Source organism: Bacillus sp. BHET2 (assembly GCF_005938125.1).
GTDB lineage: Bacteria > Bacillota > Bacilli > Bacillales > Bacillaceae_B > Rossellomorea.
In genome coordinates, this window is the sequence record NZ_VCQN01000007.1 from 25556 (window position 1) to 42885 (window position 17330).

Annotated in this window: 19 protein-coding genes and 1 riboswitch; of the genes, 10 read left to right on the forward strand and 9 right to left on the reverse strand. The window is 42.7% G+C overall.

The genetic code is table 11. From position 1 onward, the window contains the following. Positions 1–24: 24 nt before the first annotated feature. Positions 25–126: riboswitch (purine riboswitch) on the reverse strand. A 102-nt stretch (positions 127–228) separates the two neighbouring features. The 5 genes from FGG79_RS19265 to FGG79_RS19285 all read left to right on the forward strand — a co-directional run bounded on the left by FGG79_RS19265 (position 229) and on the right by FGG79_RS19285 (position 5990). Then, on the forward strand, positions 229–699 hold the full coding sequence (locus tag FGG79_RS19265) for a DinB family protein (RefSeq protein ID WP_138781340.1): 471 nt from the start codon (positions 229–231) through the stop codon (positions 697–699). Positions 700–826: 127 nt separating this feature from the next. Beyond that, the gene (locus FGG79_RS19270; RefSeq protein WP_138781342.1) at positions 827–2215 is read left to right on the forward strand and encodes a bifunctional metallophosphatase/5'-nucleotidase; all 1389 of its coding nucleotides are present in this window, start codon (positions 827–829) and stop codon (positions 2213–2215) included. 72 nt (positions 2216–2287) lie between these two features. Continuing rightward, positions 2288–3388, forward strand: coding sequence for a threonine aldolase family protein (locus tag FGG79_RS19275; protein ID WP_138781344.1), 1101 nt, complete (start codon positions 2288–2290; stop codon positions 3386–3388). Positions 3389–3612: 224 nt separating this feature from the next. Further along, positions 3613–5010 carry an FAD-binding oxidoreductase gene (locus FGG79_RS19280; protein WP_138781346.1) on the forward strand — a complete coding sequence of 466 codons (1398 nt, stop codon included), beginning with the start codon at positions 3613–3615 and terminating at the stop codon, positions 5008–5010. Beyond that, positions 5007–5990: a bile acid:sodium symporter family protein gene (locus FGG79_RS19285; RefSeq protein WP_138781347.1), complete on the forward strand. Its 984-nt coding sequence runs from the start codon at positions 5007–5009 to the stop codon at positions 5988–5990. Before FGG79_RS19280 ends, FGG79_RS19285 begins: the two co-directional genes overlap by 4 nt. Before the next feature lie 132 nt (positions 5991–6122). On the opposite strand, the gene FGG79_RS19290 is transcribed toward FGG79_RS19285, so the two are convergent. The 4 genes from FGG79_RS19290 to FGG79_RS19305 all read right to left on the reverse strand — a co-directional run bounded on the left by FGG79_RS19290 (position 6123) and on the right by FGG79_RS19305 (position 9923). Then, the gene (locus tag FGG79_RS19290; RefSeq protein ID WP_138781349.1) at positions 6123–7130 is read right to left on the reverse strand and encodes a FecCD family ABC transporter permease; all 1008 of its coding nucleotides are present in this window, start codon (positions 7128–7130) and stop codon (positions 6123–6125) included. Then, a complete protein-coding gene (locus tag FGG79_RS19295) occupies positions 7127–8134 on the reverse strand; it encodes a FecCD family ABC transporter permease (RefSeq protein ID WP_138781481.1) in 1008 nt (335 codons plus the stop codon). Before FGG79_RS19295 ends, FGG79_RS19290 begins: the two co-directional genes overlap by 4 nt. Before the next feature lie 66 nt (positions 8135–8200). Beyond that, positions 8201–9127: an iron-hydroxamate ABC transporter substrate-binding protein gene (locus FGG79_RS19300; protein ID WP_138781351.1), complete on the reverse strand. Its 927-nt coding sequence runs from the start codon at positions 9125–9127 to the stop codon at positions 8201–8203. Beyond that, on the reverse strand, positions 9078–9923 hold the full coding sequence (locus FGG79_RS19305) for an ABC transporter ATP-binding protein (protein WP_138781353.1): 846 nt from the start codon (positions 9921–9923) through the stop codon (positions 9078–9080). The genes FGG79_RS19300 and FGG79_RS19305 overlap by 50 nt, the downstream gene beginning before the upstream one ends. 182 nt (positions 9924–10105) lie before the next feature. On the opposite strand from FGG79_RS19305, the gene FGG79_RS19310 reads away from it, so the two are divergent. Beyond that, positions 10106–11155, forward strand: a complete 1050-nt coding sequence (locus FGG79_RS19310; protein WP_138781355.1) for an NAD(P)/FAD-dependent oxidoreductase — start codon at positions 10106–10108, stop codon at positions 11153–11155. A gap of 37 nt (positions 11156–11192) precedes the next feature. On the opposite strand, the gene FGG79_RS19315 is transcribed toward FGG79_RS19310, so the two are convergent. Both FGG79_RS19315 and FGG79_RS19320 read right to left on the reverse strand, forming a co-directional pair. Further along, positions 11193–11897 carry a DUF421 domain-containing protein gene (locus FGG79_RS19315; protein ID WP_138781357.1) on the reverse strand — a complete coding sequence of 235 codons (705 nt, stop codon included), beginning with the start codon at positions 11895–11897 and terminating at the stop codon, positions 11193–11195. 97 nt (positions 11898–11994) lie between these two features. Next, positions 11995–12720: a TerC family protein gene (locus tag FGG79_RS19320; protein ID WP_138781359.1), complete on the reverse strand. Its 726-nt coding sequence runs from the start codon at positions 12718–12720 to the stop codon at positions 11995–11997. A 159-nt stretch (positions 12721–12879) separates the two neighbouring features. On the opposite strand from FGG79_RS19320, the gene FGG79_RS19325 reads away from it, so the two are divergent. Further along, positions 12880–13254 carry a glyoxalase superfamily protein gene (locus FGG79_RS19325; protein ID WP_240794337.1) on the forward strand — a complete coding sequence of 125 codons (375 nt, stop codon included), beginning with the start codon at positions 12880–12882 and terminating at the stop codon, positions 13252–13254. Positions 13255–13308: 54 nt separating this feature from the next. On the opposite strand, the gene FGG79_RS19330 is transcribed toward FGG79_RS19325, so the two are convergent. Then, on the reverse strand, positions 13309–13590 hold the full coding sequence (locus tag FGG79_RS19330) for a hypothetical protein (RefSeq protein ID WP_240794338.1): 282 nt from the start codon (positions 13588–13590) through the stop codon (positions 13309–13311). 255 nt (positions 13591–13845) lie between these two features. Between FGG79_RS19330 and FGG79_RS19335 the strand changes: the two genes are divergently transcribed. Then, a complete protein-coding gene (locus FGG79_RS19335; protein WP_138781361.1) occupies positions 13846–14247 on the forward strand; it encodes a potassium channel family protein in 402 nt (133 codons plus the stop codon). Between the two features lie 307 nt (positions 14248–14554). Here the strand turns inward: FGG79_RS19335 and FGG79_RS19340 are convergent, their stop codons facing one another. Together FGG79_RS19340 and FGG79_RS19345 are read right to left on the reverse strand one after the other, a co-directional pair. Beyond that, positions 14555–15001 carry a hypothetical protein gene (locus FGG79_RS19340; protein ID WP_138781363.1) on the reverse strand — a complete coding sequence of 149 codons (447 nt, stop codon included), beginning with the start codon at positions 14999–15001 and terminating at the stop codon, positions 14555–14557. Positions 15002–15011: 10 nt separating this feature from the next. Continuing rightward, positions 15012–15350: an ASCH domain-containing protein gene (locus tag FGG79_RS19345; protein WP_138781364.1), complete on the reverse strand. Its 339-nt coding sequence runs from the start codon at positions 15348–15350 to the stop codon at positions 15012–15014. 320 nt (positions 15351–15670) lie between these two features. Here FGG79_RS19345 and FGG79_RS19350 point away from each other — a divergent pair, with 320 nt between their 5' ends. Continuing rightward, the gene (locus tag FGG79_RS19350) at positions 15671–16609 is read left to right on the forward strand and encodes a DMT family transporter (protein ID WP_138781366.1); all 939 of its coding nucleotides are present in this window, start codon (positions 15671–15673) and stop codon (positions 16607–16609) included. A gap of 84 nt (positions 16610–16693) precedes the next feature. After that, a complete protein-coding gene (locus FGG79_RS19355; protein WP_138781368.1) occupies positions 16694–17212 on the forward strand; it encodes a ferritin in 519 nt (172 codons plus the stop codon). The last annotated feature ends 118 nt before the right edge of the window (positions 17213–17330 follow it).

A 17330-nucleotide genomic window follows, 5' to 3' on the forward strand; every position in this document is an offset into this window, starting at 1 on the left:
CATAGAGAGAGAAGAGCAGGGACTTCTGTCGCTGCTCTCTCTCGTAGTCAAACCATTTACGGTAGTTTGGTAGAAACGTTTGGACCATATTTCCAATATTATACGAGTATATAGATGAATTTATTTCTTCAAGATGATTATTTCACATTTTATATGCAGCTGATGGCATGTGTCAATGGAACTCTCCTTGTATAATGGATGATAAATGGTTAGTTAGGGGGATTGTATATGAACTCATATAGTCGAAGCGTGCTGCATCAGATCGAGGTGGTCATCACGTCCATCATGGACATCATCGACGGTCTCACAGAGGAAGACATACATAATAGACCTACCGCATCAAAGCATTCGATCGGGGAATTGATTTCCCATATGACTCTCATCTGTAGGGCGGATGCCCTTATTGCGGGAGGAGCAAGTAAAGAAGAAATGAATACCTATTATTCAAGTAAAAGCTTGAATACCCTTGGAGAAATGCGAGAAGAACTTATCAGCAATTTCAGCCTATTAAAAGAAGAGGTTTCCGGGATGACTGACGACATGCTTGAAGTTGAAACCACGGCCTATTGGGGAGTGACCTATACTAGATTCGAATGGCTGGTGGAAATCGCCGCCCATCTATATCATCATCGGGGACAGCTTCATGCGATGCTTGTTCACTGTTATGATATGGATCCATGTGTGCCGATGTTTGAATAATATATGAAGAGTTTATCTCCTGTAAAATGGAACGAATCTCTCTTTTTTCCATAAAAGCCCTTTACACCTTCTTCATTTCCTATACTATTAAAAGTGAGAGTTTTCTGAAAAAATCCTGGAGGTTATGATGAAACTAAAAATTCTACATACGAATGATTTACACAGCCACTTTGCAGCATTTTCAAGAGCAGCATCTTTAATCAAGGAGCATAAAGATGAGAATACCATCATTCTTGATGGAGGAGACTTCGCTGATTTCAGAAGTATCGAGCTTCAAGGAACTAAAGGAATGGCTGCGATTGAACTCCTTCAAGCTGTAGGATACGATGCGTTGACCATCGGAAATAACGAAATGTTCAATGGGTTCGATACCCTGGAGTATATGGCAGGCAATAGTCCTGTCCCTTTTATAAGTAACAACCTCTTAAGCAAAGATAAAACGCAGGTCAAAGGGGTAAACCCGAGCGTCATTCTCGAGAAAAATGGTATGCGCATTTTCATTACCGGTGCATCTCCGGACTTACAGGGTTTCAATGTTGGGCTGGGTGTGCATATAAAGGATTACAAAAAAGCCATTGAGGTCGAGATAGAACGGCATCGAGGACAGTATGATGTTTGTATTCTCCTCAATCATGTCGGCACCTTTGCCGATGAGGAGCTTGTGAATGAGGTGGAAGGGATCGATATCATCCTTTCTGCTCACGATCACGAGCTCTATCCACAAGCCAAGGTTTTGAATGGGACAGTGATGAACAGTGCCGGCTGCTATGGAGAACACATTGGCCTGATTGAAGTGAACGTCACGAAGGATGGGGTTGAACTGCTCCGTGGAGAGACAATCTCCACTCAATCCTCACAGGTGGATCCTGAGATCGTTAAGATTTTAGAAAGAAATAAAGAAACAGCGATTGACGTGTTAAGTCGACCGCTATACACATTGCACAAGCCCCTTTGGCATGATGTAATCGAAGAGAATCCAATCACGAACTTGATTGCAGATGGACTTCAAGACATGTTGAAATGCGACCTCGGTTTGATTAATAGTGGAATTGTGAATGCAGGAGCATTTCATTTCATCAGCAATCAAAAACTCATTGAAATTTGTCCCTCACCGTTGAACCCGACATCTTTTGAAATTCAGGGAAAACACATCAAAAAGGCGATCGGGGATTCCCTGGATAGCCAAATTTGTTTGGCCGATGGCAGGGGTCCTGGATTCCGTGGGAAATTCGTCGGGAGACTTCATGTTTCCGGAGCGGAAGTTATTCATGATGGGAAACATGTTTCAGAAATACTAATTGGAAATGTCCCATTAGAAGATGAGACTTGGTATTCCGTTGCTTCTTCTGATTATTTACAGCGGGGATCAGGGTATGAATCGCTCGCTCATGCCCGGAATGAACAATACCTGGCTGAGGAGATCCGTGATGTGATTCGAATCTATGGGGACAGACGAGAGTTTATCGAAAAAGCTCAGATGAAAAGGTGGAAGAAAAATAGTAACGTTTTGGCATAGATTCTGACTACTAAATGGAACACAATGCTTAAAAGTGGCCGTTCACAAGAAGAGGAAAAGAAAAGGGGCAGGATGATGGAAGCAAAAACGTTAGTTGAAGCATATAAAAAAGCTGCGCATCCGTTACAAGGACATGGGAAGAGAAATCTTGACGTTTTGAAAGAGGCGTTAGAACCTATGAGCGGTGAGATGGATAGCGATATTTACGGTTCAGGGAAAATAATTGAAGACTTCCAGAAGAAAATGGCAGACTACCTTGGGAAAGAGCGTGCTGTATTCTTCCCAAGCGGAACGATGTCCCAGCAGATTGCCTTGCGCATCTGGTGTGATCAGCTAGACGTGCACAAAGTCGCGTACCATCCGTTATGCCATCTGGAAATTCATGAAGAGGATGGCCTGAAGAAATTGCATGGCATCGAGCCGGTGTTACTGGCGGAAAAAGATCGGGTGATCAGTCTTGATGACGTGGTTGGTCTTGATGAAGAAGTTGCTTGCTTATTATTGGAACTACCGCAACGGGAAATAGGGGGGCAACTGCCAACATACGAAACTCTTGAATCGATATCTCGCTATTGTCGTGATAAGGGAATCAAGCTTCATTTGGATGGTGCCAGACTCTATGAAATCCTTCCCCACTACGGAAAATCGGCAGAAGAGATATGCTCCCTGTTTGATAGTGTTTATATTTCTTTTTACAAAGGAATCGGGGGGCTTGCAGGAGCGATCCTGGCAGGGGACGAGGGCTTCACGGAAGAATCCAAGGTTTGGAAAAGACGCCATGGCGGCGATTTAATCAGTCTTTATCCATATATTCTAAGTGCTGATTACTATTTTGATCAACGGATCAATAAAATGGGTGAATATTATGAAGGGGCAAAGGAGCTAGCAGCCTATTTCCGTCACTGCGAGGGAATCACGACACTTCCGGAAATCCCTGTGTCCAACATGTTTCACGTCTTCTTCCACTATCCTCAAAAAAGAGTGGAATCGTTGTTAATCGATTTATATGAAGTGACCGGGATAGGCCTGACGGGGTACATAAAGGAAGTAAGCGAAAACGAATGTGCGTATGAAGTAAGTGTAGGGGACCAATATCCTAACGTGCCAAAAGAAGAAATAGAGAATTTCTTTACCCTGCTCAATGAGAATTTGCAGAACCTCTCGCATAAATAAGAAACCAAAAAAGTATCGGACCTGATCCGATACTTTTTATATGTTTTTTTGAGGGACGGACCTCTTCATTTTGTTCCGAATTCGCGTCATTACAGCATTTATCTGCTCGGAAACAACTTGATTAGAGGTCCGTCCCTCAATTTATAACGATTTTACTATTGAAATATTCTGATTATTATGTATAATTCGATACATTATACATTTTTTTGAAGGGGAGTGGACCAATGAGTTTGAAGGATGGTCGATTGGTAGAGGATTTGAGGGAAGTGGTTGACAGTCATCAGGTGACGGTGAATGAAACGGTTTTAGAACAGCATGGGAGGGATGAATCGTATCATATTCCAAGTTCTCCTGATGTGGTTGTGTTCCCTGAGAGTGCTAGGGAGGTGAGTGGGATTGTGAAAGTCGCAACAGCCCATCGTACCCCCATCATTCCCTTTGGACTCGGTACCAGTCTTGAAGGGCATGTGATTCCGTATGATAAAGGGATCACGATTGATTTTTCTCAGATGAACAAAATCCTAGAGGTAAGGGAGAAAGATTTTCTTGTGAAGGTTCAACCTGGGGTTACCCGCACTCAATTGAACAAAGAATTGAAGAAGTATGGTCTCTTTTTCTCGGTTGATCCAGGGGCAGATGCAACTCTCGGGGGAATGGCTGCCACGAATGCAAGTGGGACGACATCTGTTAAATATGGTGTCATGCGCGATCAGGTTCGTGATTTAGAAGTGGTTCTCCCTGATGGAGAAGTGATTCACACAGGAAACATGGCGCAAAAATCGTCATCTGGTTATAACCTCAACAGTTTGTTTGTCGGGTCTGAAGGGACGTTGGGGTGTATCACTGAGCTGACTCTCCGTGTATATGGCATTCCAGAACATATTGTGGCGGCCCGTGCGTCGTTCAATCAAATTGATGATGCGGTGGAAGCGGTTGTGTCTATATTACAGGCCGGCATTCCGATTGCGAGAGTGGAGCTTGTGGATGAGCCTTCCATGGTACAGGTGAATGTATTCAGTGATACCGATTATAAAGAGAAACCTACTCTGTTCCTGGAGTTTCACGGGAATCAAGCGGGACTAGAGCAGGATGTTGAATTCACGAAGGAAATCGTGGCTGATCACCATTGTGAAGAGATCATTTTTGAAGAAGATACTGCAGCGAGAAACAAACTTTGGGAAGCAAGGCATAATCTTGCTTATGCCTATGTTCATGGAAATCCAGGAAGAAAGCTTATGGTGACAGATGTGTGCGTACCTATATCAGAACTATCCGGTGCGATTCAGTACGCACGGAAAAGGCTTGAAGAGTTAGAACTGATTGGAGGTATTCTTGGCCATGTGGGTGATGGAAATTACCATACCTCACTCATGATCGATTTACACGATCCGGAAGAAGTGAAGAGGGCGGAAAAATACAACGAAGAAATCGTAGAGTATGCTCTTGAACGAAACGGGACATGTACCGGTGAACATGGAGTAGGGGTTGGCAAGATGAAGTATCAACAAAGGGAACACGGCGGTGCCCTACAGGTCATGGAGAAAATTAAGCAGGCAATTGATCCGAATGAGATCTTCAATCCTCATAAACTCGTACATAAAAAGAAGGAGGAACATAAGTGAAATTACTCGAAACGATCAGTAATCTAGCTGGAAAGTATTTTGCCGTTTGGGTCATACTGGTAGCAGCAGTAGCCTATTTAGTTCCTGCTCCATTCTTATCATTAGGTGGCTATATTACGATTCTACTTGGAGTCGTGATGTTCGGGATGGGGCTGACGTTAAAGCCCGTTGATTTTCAATTGGTACTTAAAAAACCGCTTCCTGTCATCACGGGAGTAATGGCTCAGTTCATCTTCATGCCATTAGGCGCCTTTTTGATTGCATATCTTCTTAATCTGCCGAATGAATTGGCTGCCGGATTGGTTTTGCTTGGTTCGGTTCCAGGGGGAACGGCATCCAATGTCATGGTGTATTTAGCGAAAGGAAATCTGGCATTATCTGTTGCAATGACTTCCCTGTCTACGCTACTTGCTCCGATTCTGACCCCGCTGATTCTACTAGCTTTAGCAGGGCAGTGGTTGCCAGTGGATCCGATTGCCATGTTCCTTTCGATCGTTCAAGTGATCATCCTTCCGATCACACTTGGGTTGGTCATTCGAAAACTATTTCCTAATACCGTAGAAAAAAGTTTACACGTGGTTCCGCTCATTTCAGTATTGGCAATTATGATCATCGTGTCAGCAGTGGTATCGGCAAACGTTGAGAATATCGCAACCTCTGGAACGATCATTTTCTCAGCTGTGATCCTTCATAATTTATTCGGACTTGGTCTCGGGTATGGAACAGGGATTATTATGAAATTGGATGAGGGGACCAGGCGAGCCATTTCGATTGAAGTAGGAATGCAGAACTCTGGACTGGGAGTGGCATTGGCGTCTGCCCACTTTGGTCCCCTAGCTGCATTGCCGAGTGTGATTGCAGCGGTGTGGCATAATATCTCAGGACCAATTCTTGCAACGTTTTGGAGTAAAAAGCCTGTTAAGAATAGGGGAAAGGAGGCCGAGTTTGTCGGGAATGGAGCAAGTACGACTGTGAGGTAATGAAAAGAACGGTACCGGGAAAGATCACCGGTACCGTTCTTCATTGATTATTGAGGGACGGACCTCAATAATCACATATAAATCCCGTCCCAATAACATTCTTCTCTAATATCAGAGGTCCGTCCCTCACGTCTACTTCTTCAATAGCAGATACATAAAGTAGGGGGCACCGATTAGGGCGATCATGATACCGGCTGGGATGCCGTCGGGTTCGAGGATGTTCCGCCCGATTGTATCGGCAAGGAGTAGAAGCCATCCTCCAAGCAGTATGGCGATGGGAATGAACAGTTGATTCCGCGGGCCGACTAATGCTTTGGCCATATGGGGAGCCATCAATCCGATAAAGGCGATGCCTCCTGTAACCGAAACGGCAGAGGCGGCAAGGGCTACTGCAACTAATAGCATGATGAAGCGCTCCCGGTTAATAGAGACCCCTACCCCTACGGATACCTGCTCACTCAATCCCAGTATATTCAACATGTGAGATTTATAGAGTGCCAGTGGAATCAAGATGACTAGCCATGGAAGGATCGCCCAAATGAATGGCCAGTCTGTTCCCCATACGTTCCCAGCAAGCCACTTAGCAATGAAATCGACTTTTGCCCGTTCAGCACTTGAAATGAGGATGATCATGAGTCCGGATAATGCCATGGAAAATCCTACCCCGACAAGTACGAGTCGAACAGGTTGAATCCCAGTGCGCTTATTATATGAGAACAAATAGATGAAGCAGGCGGTAAGAAGTGCCCCGCCAAATGCGACTAATGGCAATAAATAGGCAAAGGAACCGGCGTCGATCGGGAAAAATAAAAAAAAGATGGCGATCGATACGCCTGCCCCAGCGTTAATTCCGATGATGCCAGGATCAGCCAGGTCATTTCGGGTAATGCCTTGTAGGATTGACCCGGATAAGGCAAGGGCCATCCCGGCGAGGATCGTGATGATGATTCGCGGCAACCGGATGGAAAATAGGATAAACTCTTCTTTAAATGATCCTTCACCCAAAAGAGTGGGAAGGAGTCGATTATAGGAGACCGAAGAATATCCCAATCCAATGCTTATAAATGCTGTTGCTGCGATAAGTATGATGAATGCTATAAGGAGCAAGCGTTGTTTTTTAATCAAATCTGGATGTATCATGAAAAACCTTTTCCTCCTTTGTGTACGATAAATAGGAAGAAGGGTAAGCCCATAATCGCAACAATCGCTGCCACAGGTGTTTCATATGGAGCATTTATGGTGCGACCTAGCGTATCTGCGAGTAGCATGAAGGCTGCTCCAATCAGGGTTGAGACGGGAATGATGAAACGGTAGTCTGTCCCTACAATAGCCCGGACCATATGGGGAATCATTAATCCGATGAATACCATATTTCCGACTAGGGCTACTGCTGCACCTGCTTCCAGGACAATCACAATGAACAGAACGGTTTTGACAAAAGCCGTACGTTGTCCCAATCCTATGGCTACTTCCTCATTCAAACTTAAAATCGTCAGCTGTCTGGATAAAAATAAAGACACCAACAGCCCAATCAAAATAATCGGAACAATCACCTGTAGCTGATTCCATGTTGTCCCGATCATCCCTCCTGCCGTCCACATCGATACATCTTTCGATAGCTTGAAAAATAGACCGACACCTTCTGAAATGGCAAATAGAAAAGCGGAAACAGCGGCTCCTGCCAGAACGATTCTAAACGGTGAGAAGCCTCCCCGTTTCATTGAACTGATCCCGAATACCATAAGGGCTCCTACAGCAGAGCCGATGAAGCAAGCAACCATGATTCCGTAATAGCTAATTGATGGGATAAACGCGAGAGCAATGGCCAGTGCGGCGTTAGCTCCAGCTGTCAGTCCGAGTAAACCTGGATCGGCTAAAGGGTTTCGCGTCATCCCCTGCATGATGGCTCCCGATACTGCTAAAGAAGCTCCAACCACAATAGCTGCAACTTCACGAGGGAAGCGAATTTCTTGTAGAATGTTGTTTCTATCTCCTTCACCTGTGAAAGTCAGGGCTTGCCATACGTCCTTCACTGTTGTCTCTGCAGCCCCGTACACGACCGAAATAAGAAAGGCAACAACAAATAGGAGGGATGCACCGATCAATTTATAGATAAATGGAATTCGCTGGGTTTCGTTTGTCATATCAATCATCTTTTCTTTGATAGTATAGAAAAGGGAATTCTTGTCATAAGAATTCCCTTTTAAAAATTAATTGCCTAGAAATTTCTCTTTGAAGAAGTCTAACTGGTAATCCAGTGTAAGCGGATCATTAAAGTAGAATTCCATCATATTCACTTCATACACATGATCGTTCTTCACAGCAGGAATGTTTTTGAATGTGTCTGTTGCCATGAAGGAGTTATCTGCTTTTGGATCTTTGCTTAAGATCAGATAATCTCCCGCATACTCAGGCATCACTTCTGTAGAGAGAGCGAAATATCCAGGTTCCAAGGCTTGTTCTTTTACTTTTTCAGGCATCTTCAGGTCCATTTCCTGATAAAGGATCTCTGTACCTCGACCCCAGTTGTTTCCATATACGTACAATTGTTTATTGAAGCTTTCAATCACGGAGACGGTTGAATCTTCACCAATTTTTGCTTTGATATCATCGCCAGTAGCTTGGGCACGCTTCTTAAAGTCATCCACCCATTCTTGAGCTTCTTTTTCTTTGTTTAATAGTTTCCCAATTTCGATATGTTGCGTTAAATAATCTACTTTCCCATATGTGTATGTAACGGTAGGGGCAATTTCATTTAATTTATCCACATTTTTAATGTTGGAAAGACCGATGATTAAATCAGGATCAAGCTCGATGATTTTCTCCAGATTCTCATCTGTTACTTCTTCCACGTCTTTCAAGTCTTTCTCCCAACGGGGATTCATTTTGGACCAGGAATCGACACCGACAAGATCCACATCCAATGCCATGACGTTTCCAGCAAAGGATGATAGAACGACAACACGCTGCGGATCGGCTGGTACTTCAACCGGACCATTCTCGGATTGATAGGTAATGGTATCTGATTTGTTTTCCTTCTTCGCCGAATCCGAACCTTCTTCTGATGTAGAGCTGTTGCTACAGGCACTAACAAGTAGCACCAATAGTAGAGTAAACGGTATTATCCATTTTTTCATAATGATCTTCTCCTTTTAGTAGATTGTATGTAATGCACATTGGTTTGCCTGTTCGAGGATCTCTTCCTATCTCGGCATCGATTTGGAATACTTTCTTTAGGACCTCGTGGGTTATGACTTCTTCGCAACTACCTGATTTCACCATTTCCCCTTCTTTTAAGGCAACGATATAGTCGGCAAATCGTGCAGCCTGATTTAAATCATGCAGCACCATTACGATGGTACGTTCCTGTTCCTTGTTCAACTTTTGAAGGAGCTCCAATACTTCAAGCTGATGGGCCATGTCTAAATATGTAGTAGGTTCATCGAGGAAGATAATTTCCGTTTCCTGGGCAAGAGCCATGGCAATCCACACCCGTTGTCGCTGACCTCCAGATAATGCATCGACTTCTCTGAATTTAAATTCCAGCGTTCCAGTGACTTCAAGTGCCCAATTGATGACATCGTAATCCTTTTTTGTTAATCGACCCATCCCTTTTTGATGGGGGAATCGGCCATATGAAACCAATTCACCAACCGTTAGGCCACTGGCACTATCCGGCGATTGGGGGAGAATAGCCATTTTTTTGGCTAATACTTTCGTATGGCCTTTTGAAATGTCTTCTCCATCTAGCAAGACGTTACCCGAGTGATGGGGGATGAGGCGAGTAATGGCTTTCAGTAATGTGGATTTCCCACAGCCATTGGATCCGATGATAGTGGTGATTTTTTTATCAGGAATGCTGACACTGAGATCTTTCACAATCAAGCGATCACCGTAGCCGATGTTTAAATCATTCGTAAAGAGGCGAACCATATTAATACCTCCGTTTATAAAAACTAAATTGATAATGATTCTCATTCTCGAACAATTTCCATACTATAATTCTTTTTTACTATTGTCAATGAATTTTTGTATTGTCATTAGTGAAAAAAAGTTGTAGGATTTAATTGAGAATGATAATCAATTAAAATTTGGTTGTTGAGGAGTGAACGGAAATGGATCATCATGAACTATTTGATGTAACGGTAATTGGAGGCGGACCTGCAGGCCTTTACTCTGCTTTTTATAGTGGTTTAAGAGAAATGAAAACAAAGATTATTGAATTTCAACCAACATTGGGCGGGAAGATACATGTATATCCTGAGAAAATGATATGGGATGTAGGGGGACTTACTCCAGTACCAGGAGCGACACTTATCGAACAACTCGTTCAGCAAGGGTTAACATTCGATCCGACGGTCGTTCTAAATGAAAAAGTTGAATCGATCACACGCAGTGAAGAAGGAATATTCGTATTAGAAGGTTCTTCAGGTCAAAAGCACTACTCGAAAACGGTCATCATTGCAGTCGGCAGTGGGATCATTAACCCTCAAAAGCTGGACATCGAAGGGGCAGAGCGGTTTGAAGTCTCCAATTTAAACTACACAGTGAAGTCTTTAAAAAGGTTTATAGGTAAAACAGTCATCATCTCCGGTGGAGGGAATTCGGCGATTGATTGGGCAAATGAATTAGAACCAGTAGCAAAGAAAGTCTATATTACTTATCGAAAAGAGGCTCTTAAAGGTCACGAAGCACAGTGTGCACAGTTAATGGACAGTTCGGCCACTTGCTTACTTAATACCTCCATTTCCAAATTGATTGCCGCCACCAATCATGAATCCATTGAAAAGGTCGAGTTGACCAATCATCAGACAGGCGAGGTATCCTATTTACCAATCGATGAAGTGATCATCAATCATGGATATGAAATAGATACATCTCTTCTTAAGAATAGTAAACTAAACATCGATATGATCGACCAGTATTATATCGCAGGCTCAACCAACAGTGAATCTTCAATTGAAGGACTATACGCAGCGGGAGATATCCTGAAGCATGTTGGGAAAGTGAACTTGATTGCCGGTGCTTTTCAGGATGCTGCAAACGCGGTCAACAAGGCGAAGCAATTTATTCAGCCGGATGCAAATGAGTACGCCATGGTATCTTCCCACAATGAAGTATTCAAGAAGAAGAATAAAGAGTTGGTCAAGCAGATGATGAAATAATCATGTTAAAAGCTCCCTCAACAGATATAGGGAGCTTTCATTTATACAAATAGATATTTATTTGGTCTTGCTTGTCTATCGTTGCCAGTAAGACGTCTTGCACAGTCACATGATAATAGTTTTTCAATTGATTGTGTAGCCACAATTCGTTTTTATTTAGTTTCAATAATTCTGAAAGGTTGATTCTGCCATCTTCAATAATGGGGGTGGGAAGGTCAAATGGATTGGATGGGAGTGCGAAATCCTGGTGGGTAACAGGTTGATACTGAGATTTGAGGAAGAATGAGATTTCCCCTCCAGGTTCCCACAGGGCTATAGCCACTTTCTGAACTTCTTCGATCTGCTGCTTCCTTAATTCAGATAACAGGCTGTCTAAAGGAATCCTTGCTTTCTTAAGATTTTTATAGAAGATTTCTCCGTTGTTTATTAATAAGATAGGGGAAGGGTCGAGTATTTTTCGTATGAAGGTTGAATGCAGACTGAGGTAAACCCCAATTAGATAGAGTAAGACCAATGTACCCATAGTAAGCATAGATCCTTTCATTCCCAATCCTTCATCAGACAATGGGTGGGCCATAATATTCCCTATTAATAGCGCCATAACAAAATCAAGGAATCGTAACTGCGAAATGGATCTTTGCCCCATTAATTTCGCTATGATTAGTAAAAAGATAAATCCAATGGTAGCGCGAAAAATCCATTCTAGAGCAGTTAGTGATTCATGACTCATGAAGAAATCCAAAAAAGCACGCCCTCCCTCTTGGTAACTGTCAATTAGTCTTTCCCAAAAGTTCTTTCACAAAACAAACGATGCTTACAATTGTAAGCATCGTTTATCGTTAAGCATTATATTGTTCCACGTTTTCATTATGAGTTGATCCAGAGCGTTTATTTACCAGGAAGCCGAAAAGAAGGATGGCTGCAGTCAGAAAGATTGTGATGCATGTGGTAATCACACCATGCTCAATATTGATCAGGTTTAAGAATTTTTCATCTGATACGATCATATCACCTGCTGTGTAGGCAAGGATCCCTGCTCCAAGATACGCAATCCAGCGGTATCTCTCCAATATTTTCACAATGGCTTTGGATCCGAAAATCATGATTGGAATCGAGATGAATACGCCAAGGGCGATCATTCCGATATGTCCATGTGCTGCACCTGCGACTGCGACAACATTATCAAGGCTCATCGCGGCATCTGCAATGATGATGGTCGTGATAGCTTGTCTTAGTCCACTGTGTGATTTGATATTCGCTTCTTCGTCACCTTCAACGAGTACTTGATAGGCAATCCATAATAATAGGATTCCTCCCATGAGGTGCACATACGGAATTTGCAGTAAATATACAATAATGGCGGCGAGGAATATACGCAGGATTACGGCACCTGCCGTTCCCCAGAAAATAGCTCTATTTTGAAGGTCTTTCGGTAATCTTCTTGTTGCCATGGCAATGACAATCGCATTATCTCCAGATAAAATAATATCGATGGCCACTATTTTTAAAAGGGCGATGATCGCACCTGTTGAAATGGAAAGTCCAAGTGGAAATAAGAAATCCATATTAGTTCCTCCTTGATGATACTAAACTCCAAAATACTAACTAATGTATACTACCACAAATGGTAGATTTATAAACGTTTTTGGAACTTTTTCTATATCCTTAGGAGGAATTTCATGGTGAATAAAGAAGAAATAATAATATGAGAGGGAGTGGCAAAATTGAAAGAGAATATCCATATAAAAAACCCGATTCCCATCCTTAGAATCTTCGATGTTGATAAGGCAAAAGAGTTTTACATAAAGATTCTCGAGTTCGTGATTGATTGGGAGCACTCCTTTGACGAATCTCTTCCCCTATACATTCAGGTGTCAAAAGGGGATTGCATCCTGCATCTTTCAGAACACCATGGGGATTGTAGTCCGGGAGCAGCGATTAGAATGGAAGTAGATGGAATTGAGAAACTGCAGTCCATGATCATGAAGAAGAAATACAGGTTTGTCAAACCCGAAATCGAACAGACCCCTTGGCAAACAAAAGAGTTTGGAATCATCGACCCGTTTGGGAATAAGCTGATATTTTATGAAGGAATTTAACGATAAAGAAATCCCCGGCTCTATACAAGAGAGTCGGGGATTTTCTTGTTTTCATTAATATTGTGGATATGGATAAGGGTACGGGTAAGGATAAGCAGGCACCGGTACCGGATATGGACCAGGTGATACGGCTGCGCCGACGGCTAAACCTGTGACAGTCCCTGCTGCAAAACCAGGGTATCCAAAGCCGTGATTCCAGTTCCCACCATGGTTCCAATTTCCTCCATGATTCCAACTTGATCCGTGACCCCAGGAAGCATGCCCATGCCCATTGCCCCAACCTGCATGCCCTCCACCGCCATGTGCCGGTCTATACATACTGAATGGTTGTTTCACTATTATTCTCACCTTTCTCAAAATAAGGAAGTTGGTTTATCATATGTGATTTTTTTTGAAATGGAATAGAAAATTTTAGCTGGTGAGGTGGACAGGAGTAAGTCATATAAACGTTATGTAATGTGTAAGTAAGAGAAATGATTGATGAAAAAGGAACCAGTATCGAACGAAGAAAATGATCCAAAAGTGAGTTTTAAACATAAAGCACGTGGTATATAAAACTTAGCATATTTTAAGAGGAGGATTCACAACGTTTTGGCTAGTATCGTTACATTAGGAGTTATTCTATTTATCCTAGTAAACTTAATTTATTTCTTTAAAGATAAGCATTTCAAGTACAGTTATTTCAGTACGCCGTTATTTTATAAGCTGTTCTTTGTGCTTTTCAGTATCATGATCGCATTTGCTGTACTTTATTATGCTTTGTCCTTCCATGATCCTATGCTCAAGGTTAGTTCACCAAGTGGAAAGCCTGTCGACCATTCGTTTCTCAATTACCTCTATTATAGCGGTGTGACGATCTTATCGGTCGGGTACGGTGACTATATCCCAACTGGTCATCTTAGATTCTTTGCATTATTTGAAGCTGCCATTGGGTTGCTGTTGCCGACAGCATATTTTATGAAGGTTCTAGATTCTAAAGGGAAGAACGAGTAGAAGTTTTCACTGAAAAGGAGGGCTAGTTGACATAGGATTGCAGAATGAGGAGGGTATGCAGTACTGAAAACGGTGTCCTGTTCACAATTTGGCACAATTTTTCCTAAGACTGGCCCAATTAATCGCTAAAGTGGCCCGATTACAACCGAAAGTGGCCCAATAAACCACAAAAGTGGCTCAATAAGACATAAGAAACCCTATTAATACACTTGAGGGTATATAGTTGATGCTATTTAGTAAAGTACAAAAGGATTGAAAAAGCGTGAACCAGATATACGCACCAGGCTCACGCTACAATCAATCCCCTTTACAACCACAAACTAGGCTTCACGACCATAAACCAAAGCATCGAAAGTAACAGTATGAGATAAATCCATACGGTCCGTTTCAATTTCCGAACCAGCGATTCACGGTCTCCGTCGTCCTCCCCGAATTTCCTGAGGGTCGGTGAAAATGCCCGTGCGAGAAAGAACAGGGAGCAGAACATGATAAAGAGGGTCATGATGATCCACGGTGTCGTCCATGTCCAAGGTCCGAGTAGGACTAGAAGAATGCCAGTCCCGACTAGTACATGCCCGGAATGCTTGGAGAGCTGGACGGTAAATCGAAACGTATCTAAGTACGAAGGTAGTATGGCCAGAGAAGCTGTTCGTAACTTCTTAATCATCGGCAATAAAATGAAAAATGGCCCAATCGAGGCCACGACACTAATCACATGAAGGTAGATCAGTGTTCTATAAAGTAGAGTCTCCATGAGAAATGACCTACTCTGTCACTAAACTAAATTCGTGAACCCACACTCTCATGCTTGGGTGCCAAGGCATTCCAGGATGATAGGAGAGGATGGTGTCTTTATATTCTTCAACGGTTTGAAAGCCCTCTTGTTTGGCGTGATCGTCTGTCAGTTCACCAAGTGATTGTGAATAAACGCTATTCACTATGTATTTCTCCCCTTCAAGCTCCATGATTTCTCCAATATCAGCGTATCGACCATTTCTGCGAGTCGCTGTTTTCGTACCTTGCATCACTTTTTTAACGTCCTCTTTCTTCGTAACAAGACGTTCGATAGTACACGTTTTTGGTGGCAGTTCTTGATTTGTCATTATAAAAAACTCCTTTCAATCTATACTATAGCATAGTCGCGGGCAAGGAATGATGTGGCTTGAAAAATGGTTTCTCTATGTGTGTCTAATAGAGAGTAAACCGAATTATGTACGAACATAGCATCCTCTACTATTCATTGCAGGTCTCATCGGTACTTTCATATAGTTTTCCATCAATAAGGTTCTCCTTTGGTTTCTACATATTTAATGAAAGAAATTTCTATTTTGTTTCAGAAAATGATTCTTTTTTTTCTAGCGGGGCATGACTGAGGGTGCTATGATTGGGTGACTATACGAATTAGAAAGAAGGCTTCGGCGTTTTGAAAAAATGGCAAACGTATTTGACTTTAGTGTTTATTATGTTGATTTGGGGATTTAATGTACCTGCATTGAAAACGCTGGTAAGTGAGTTTACGCCGGTAACGATCACTTCTCTTCGCATTTTCACCGCAGGCATCACGGTATTCATTGTCCTAGGTTTTATGGGGAAGATCAGAAGACCGACTGCTAAGGAGCTCTCTTTCATCATTGCGGGAGGACTATTGAATGTTGTCAGTCACCACTATTTTTTATCTGTTGGGTTAACAGGAACGTCTTCTACAAACGGGGGACTAATTCTTGGAACAGGGCCGTTGTTGACGGCGTTGATGGCGACGGTCATCCTTCGTAACCGTCCGACCGTGATTAAGGTCATTGGATTCCTTTCAGGCAGTGTGGGAGTGACGATCATAGTGTTGTCAGGAGGAGAGGGGATTGGTGGATTGAAGGAGGGGGATTTGTTCATCTTTATCTCCATATTTTCTCAGGCGCTCAGCTTCATCATCATCAGCCGGGCAGCGAAAACGTTAGATCCCCGGTTGCTGACGGGATATATGCTTGTGTTCGGTTCAATTGTTCTGTTTGCCATCAGTCTCATCACAGAGCCGAATGGTTTGAAACAATTAGGGAATGCACCAGGTTCGATTTGGCTTCTGTTCTTTGCTTCTGCCATATTGGCAACAGCAGTGGGACATATGATTTACAACCACTCCATTGGAAAAATCGGGGCCGCTGAAACCTCGATATTCCTTAACCTCAATACTTTTTTCTCTTTGATAGGAGCGGCTATATTCCTTAATGAAATGGTGACATTGTATCACCTGGTTGGATTGGTTTTCATCGTCATTGGAGTTGTGTGTGGGTCTGGTACCCTTGAAGAATTCGTCATGAGAAGAAAACAAAAGCGCTTCCTCGAAGAAAAACAGAGACATCAGATGTAGATGTCTCTGTTTTTCTATGTAACATATTTATGGAATTTTATTAATAAAATAAATGGTCAATATAATGATAGGAGGACGATTATGATGAACGATCAAATCCAAAAGCTTGTAAATAACTTAATTCAAATTGAGCATGTGTCGACTACCTTGTATCTTGCCATGTCTGCCTATATGGCTAACCAAAATTATACGGGAATGGCAAGCTGGCTGAGGCTTCAGTCGGAGGAAGAACGTATGCACATGCTAAAGTTGATCGATTATATGACCGACAGAGGAGGAATGGTTGATCTTCAACAGCTCCCTTCACAGCCTAAGGAGTATGGGTCACCGCTTGAAACCTTCCAAAAAGTGTTGGAGCACGAGCAGTTTGTTACAAAATCGTACCAGCAAGCATATGATTATGCGGCACAAAGTGATCAGCAAACAGCCGTGATCATTCAGGAATTTTTAAGGGAACAAATTGATGAAGAAGCTCAGGCTCAGACGATTGTGGACCGGATGAAAATTGCCCGGGACAATCCTGCAGCTCTATTAGTACTGGATCAAGAACTAGGGCAGAGAACCGCAGCACCAGCAGCAGGGGCCGCTCCTGCTGGTGGCTGATCCTGAAGTAGAAAATCCTGCTCCCACGTTCCGGGGGCAGGATTTTTTTCATGAGTGGAAACGAGAAGGGATACACTTTACTCATTGAGTTCATACTGAAGAGAACATTTTTTTTCTT

What these genes read in the sequence shown, in the direction of transcription:
- FGG79_RS19270 (WP_138781342.1), top strand. Translation starts at nt 827, where the DNA reads ATGAAACTAAAAATTCTACATACGAATGATTTACACAGCCACTTTGCA.
- FGG79_RS19300 (WP_138781351.1), bottom strand. Translation starts at nt 9,127, where the DNA reads ATGAAAAAATGGATAATACCGTTTACTCTACTATTGGTGCTACTTGTT.
- FGG79_RS19320 (WP_138781359.1), bottom strand. Translation starts at nt 12,720, where the DNA reads ATGGATTTCTTATTTCCACTTGGACTTTCCATTTCAACAGGTGCGATC.
- FGG79_RS19290 (WP_138781349.1), bottom strand. Translation starts at nt 7,130, where the DNA reads ATGATACATCCAGATTTGATTAAAAAACAACGCTTGCTCCTTATAGCA.
- FGG79_RS19265 (WP_138781340.1), top strand. Translation starts at nt 229, where the DNA reads ATGAACTCATATAGTCGAAGCGTGCTGCATCAGATCGAGGTGGTCATC.
- FGG79_RS19345 (WP_138781364.1), bottom strand. Translation starts at nt 15,350, where the DNA reads ATGACAAATCAAGAACTGCCACCAAAAACGTGTACTATCGAACGTCTT.
- FGG79_RS19295 (WP_138781481.1), bottom strand. Translation starts at nt 8,134, where the DNA reads ATGACAAACGAAACCCAGCGAATTCCATTTATCTATAAATTGATCGGT.
- FGG79_RS19275 (WP_138781344.1), top strand. Translation starts at nt 2,288, where the DNA reads ATGATGGAAGCAAAAACGTTAGTTGAAGCATATAAAAAAGCTGCGCAT.
- FGG79_RS19305 (WP_138781353.1), bottom strand. Translation starts at nt 9,923, where the DNA reads ATGGTTCGCCTCTTTACGAATGATTTAAACATCGGCTACGGTGATCGC.
- FGG79_RS19280 (WP_138781346.1), top strand. Translation starts at nt 3,613, where the DNA reads ATGAGTTTGAAGGATGGTCGATTGGTAGAGGATTTGAGGGAAGTGGTT.
- FGG79_RS19340 (WP_138781363.1), bottom strand. Translation starts at nt 15,001, where the DNA reads ATGGAGACTCTACTTTATAGAACACTGATCTACCTTCATGTGATTAGT.
- FGG79_RS19310 (WP_138781355.1), top strand. Translation starts at nt 10,106, where the DNA reads ATGGATCATCATGAACTATTTGATGTAACGGTAATTGGAGGCGGACCT.
- FGG79_RS19355 (WP_138781368.1), top strand. Translation starts at nt 16,694, where the DNA reads ATGAACGATCAAATCCAAAAGCTTGTAAATAACTTAATTCAAATTGAG.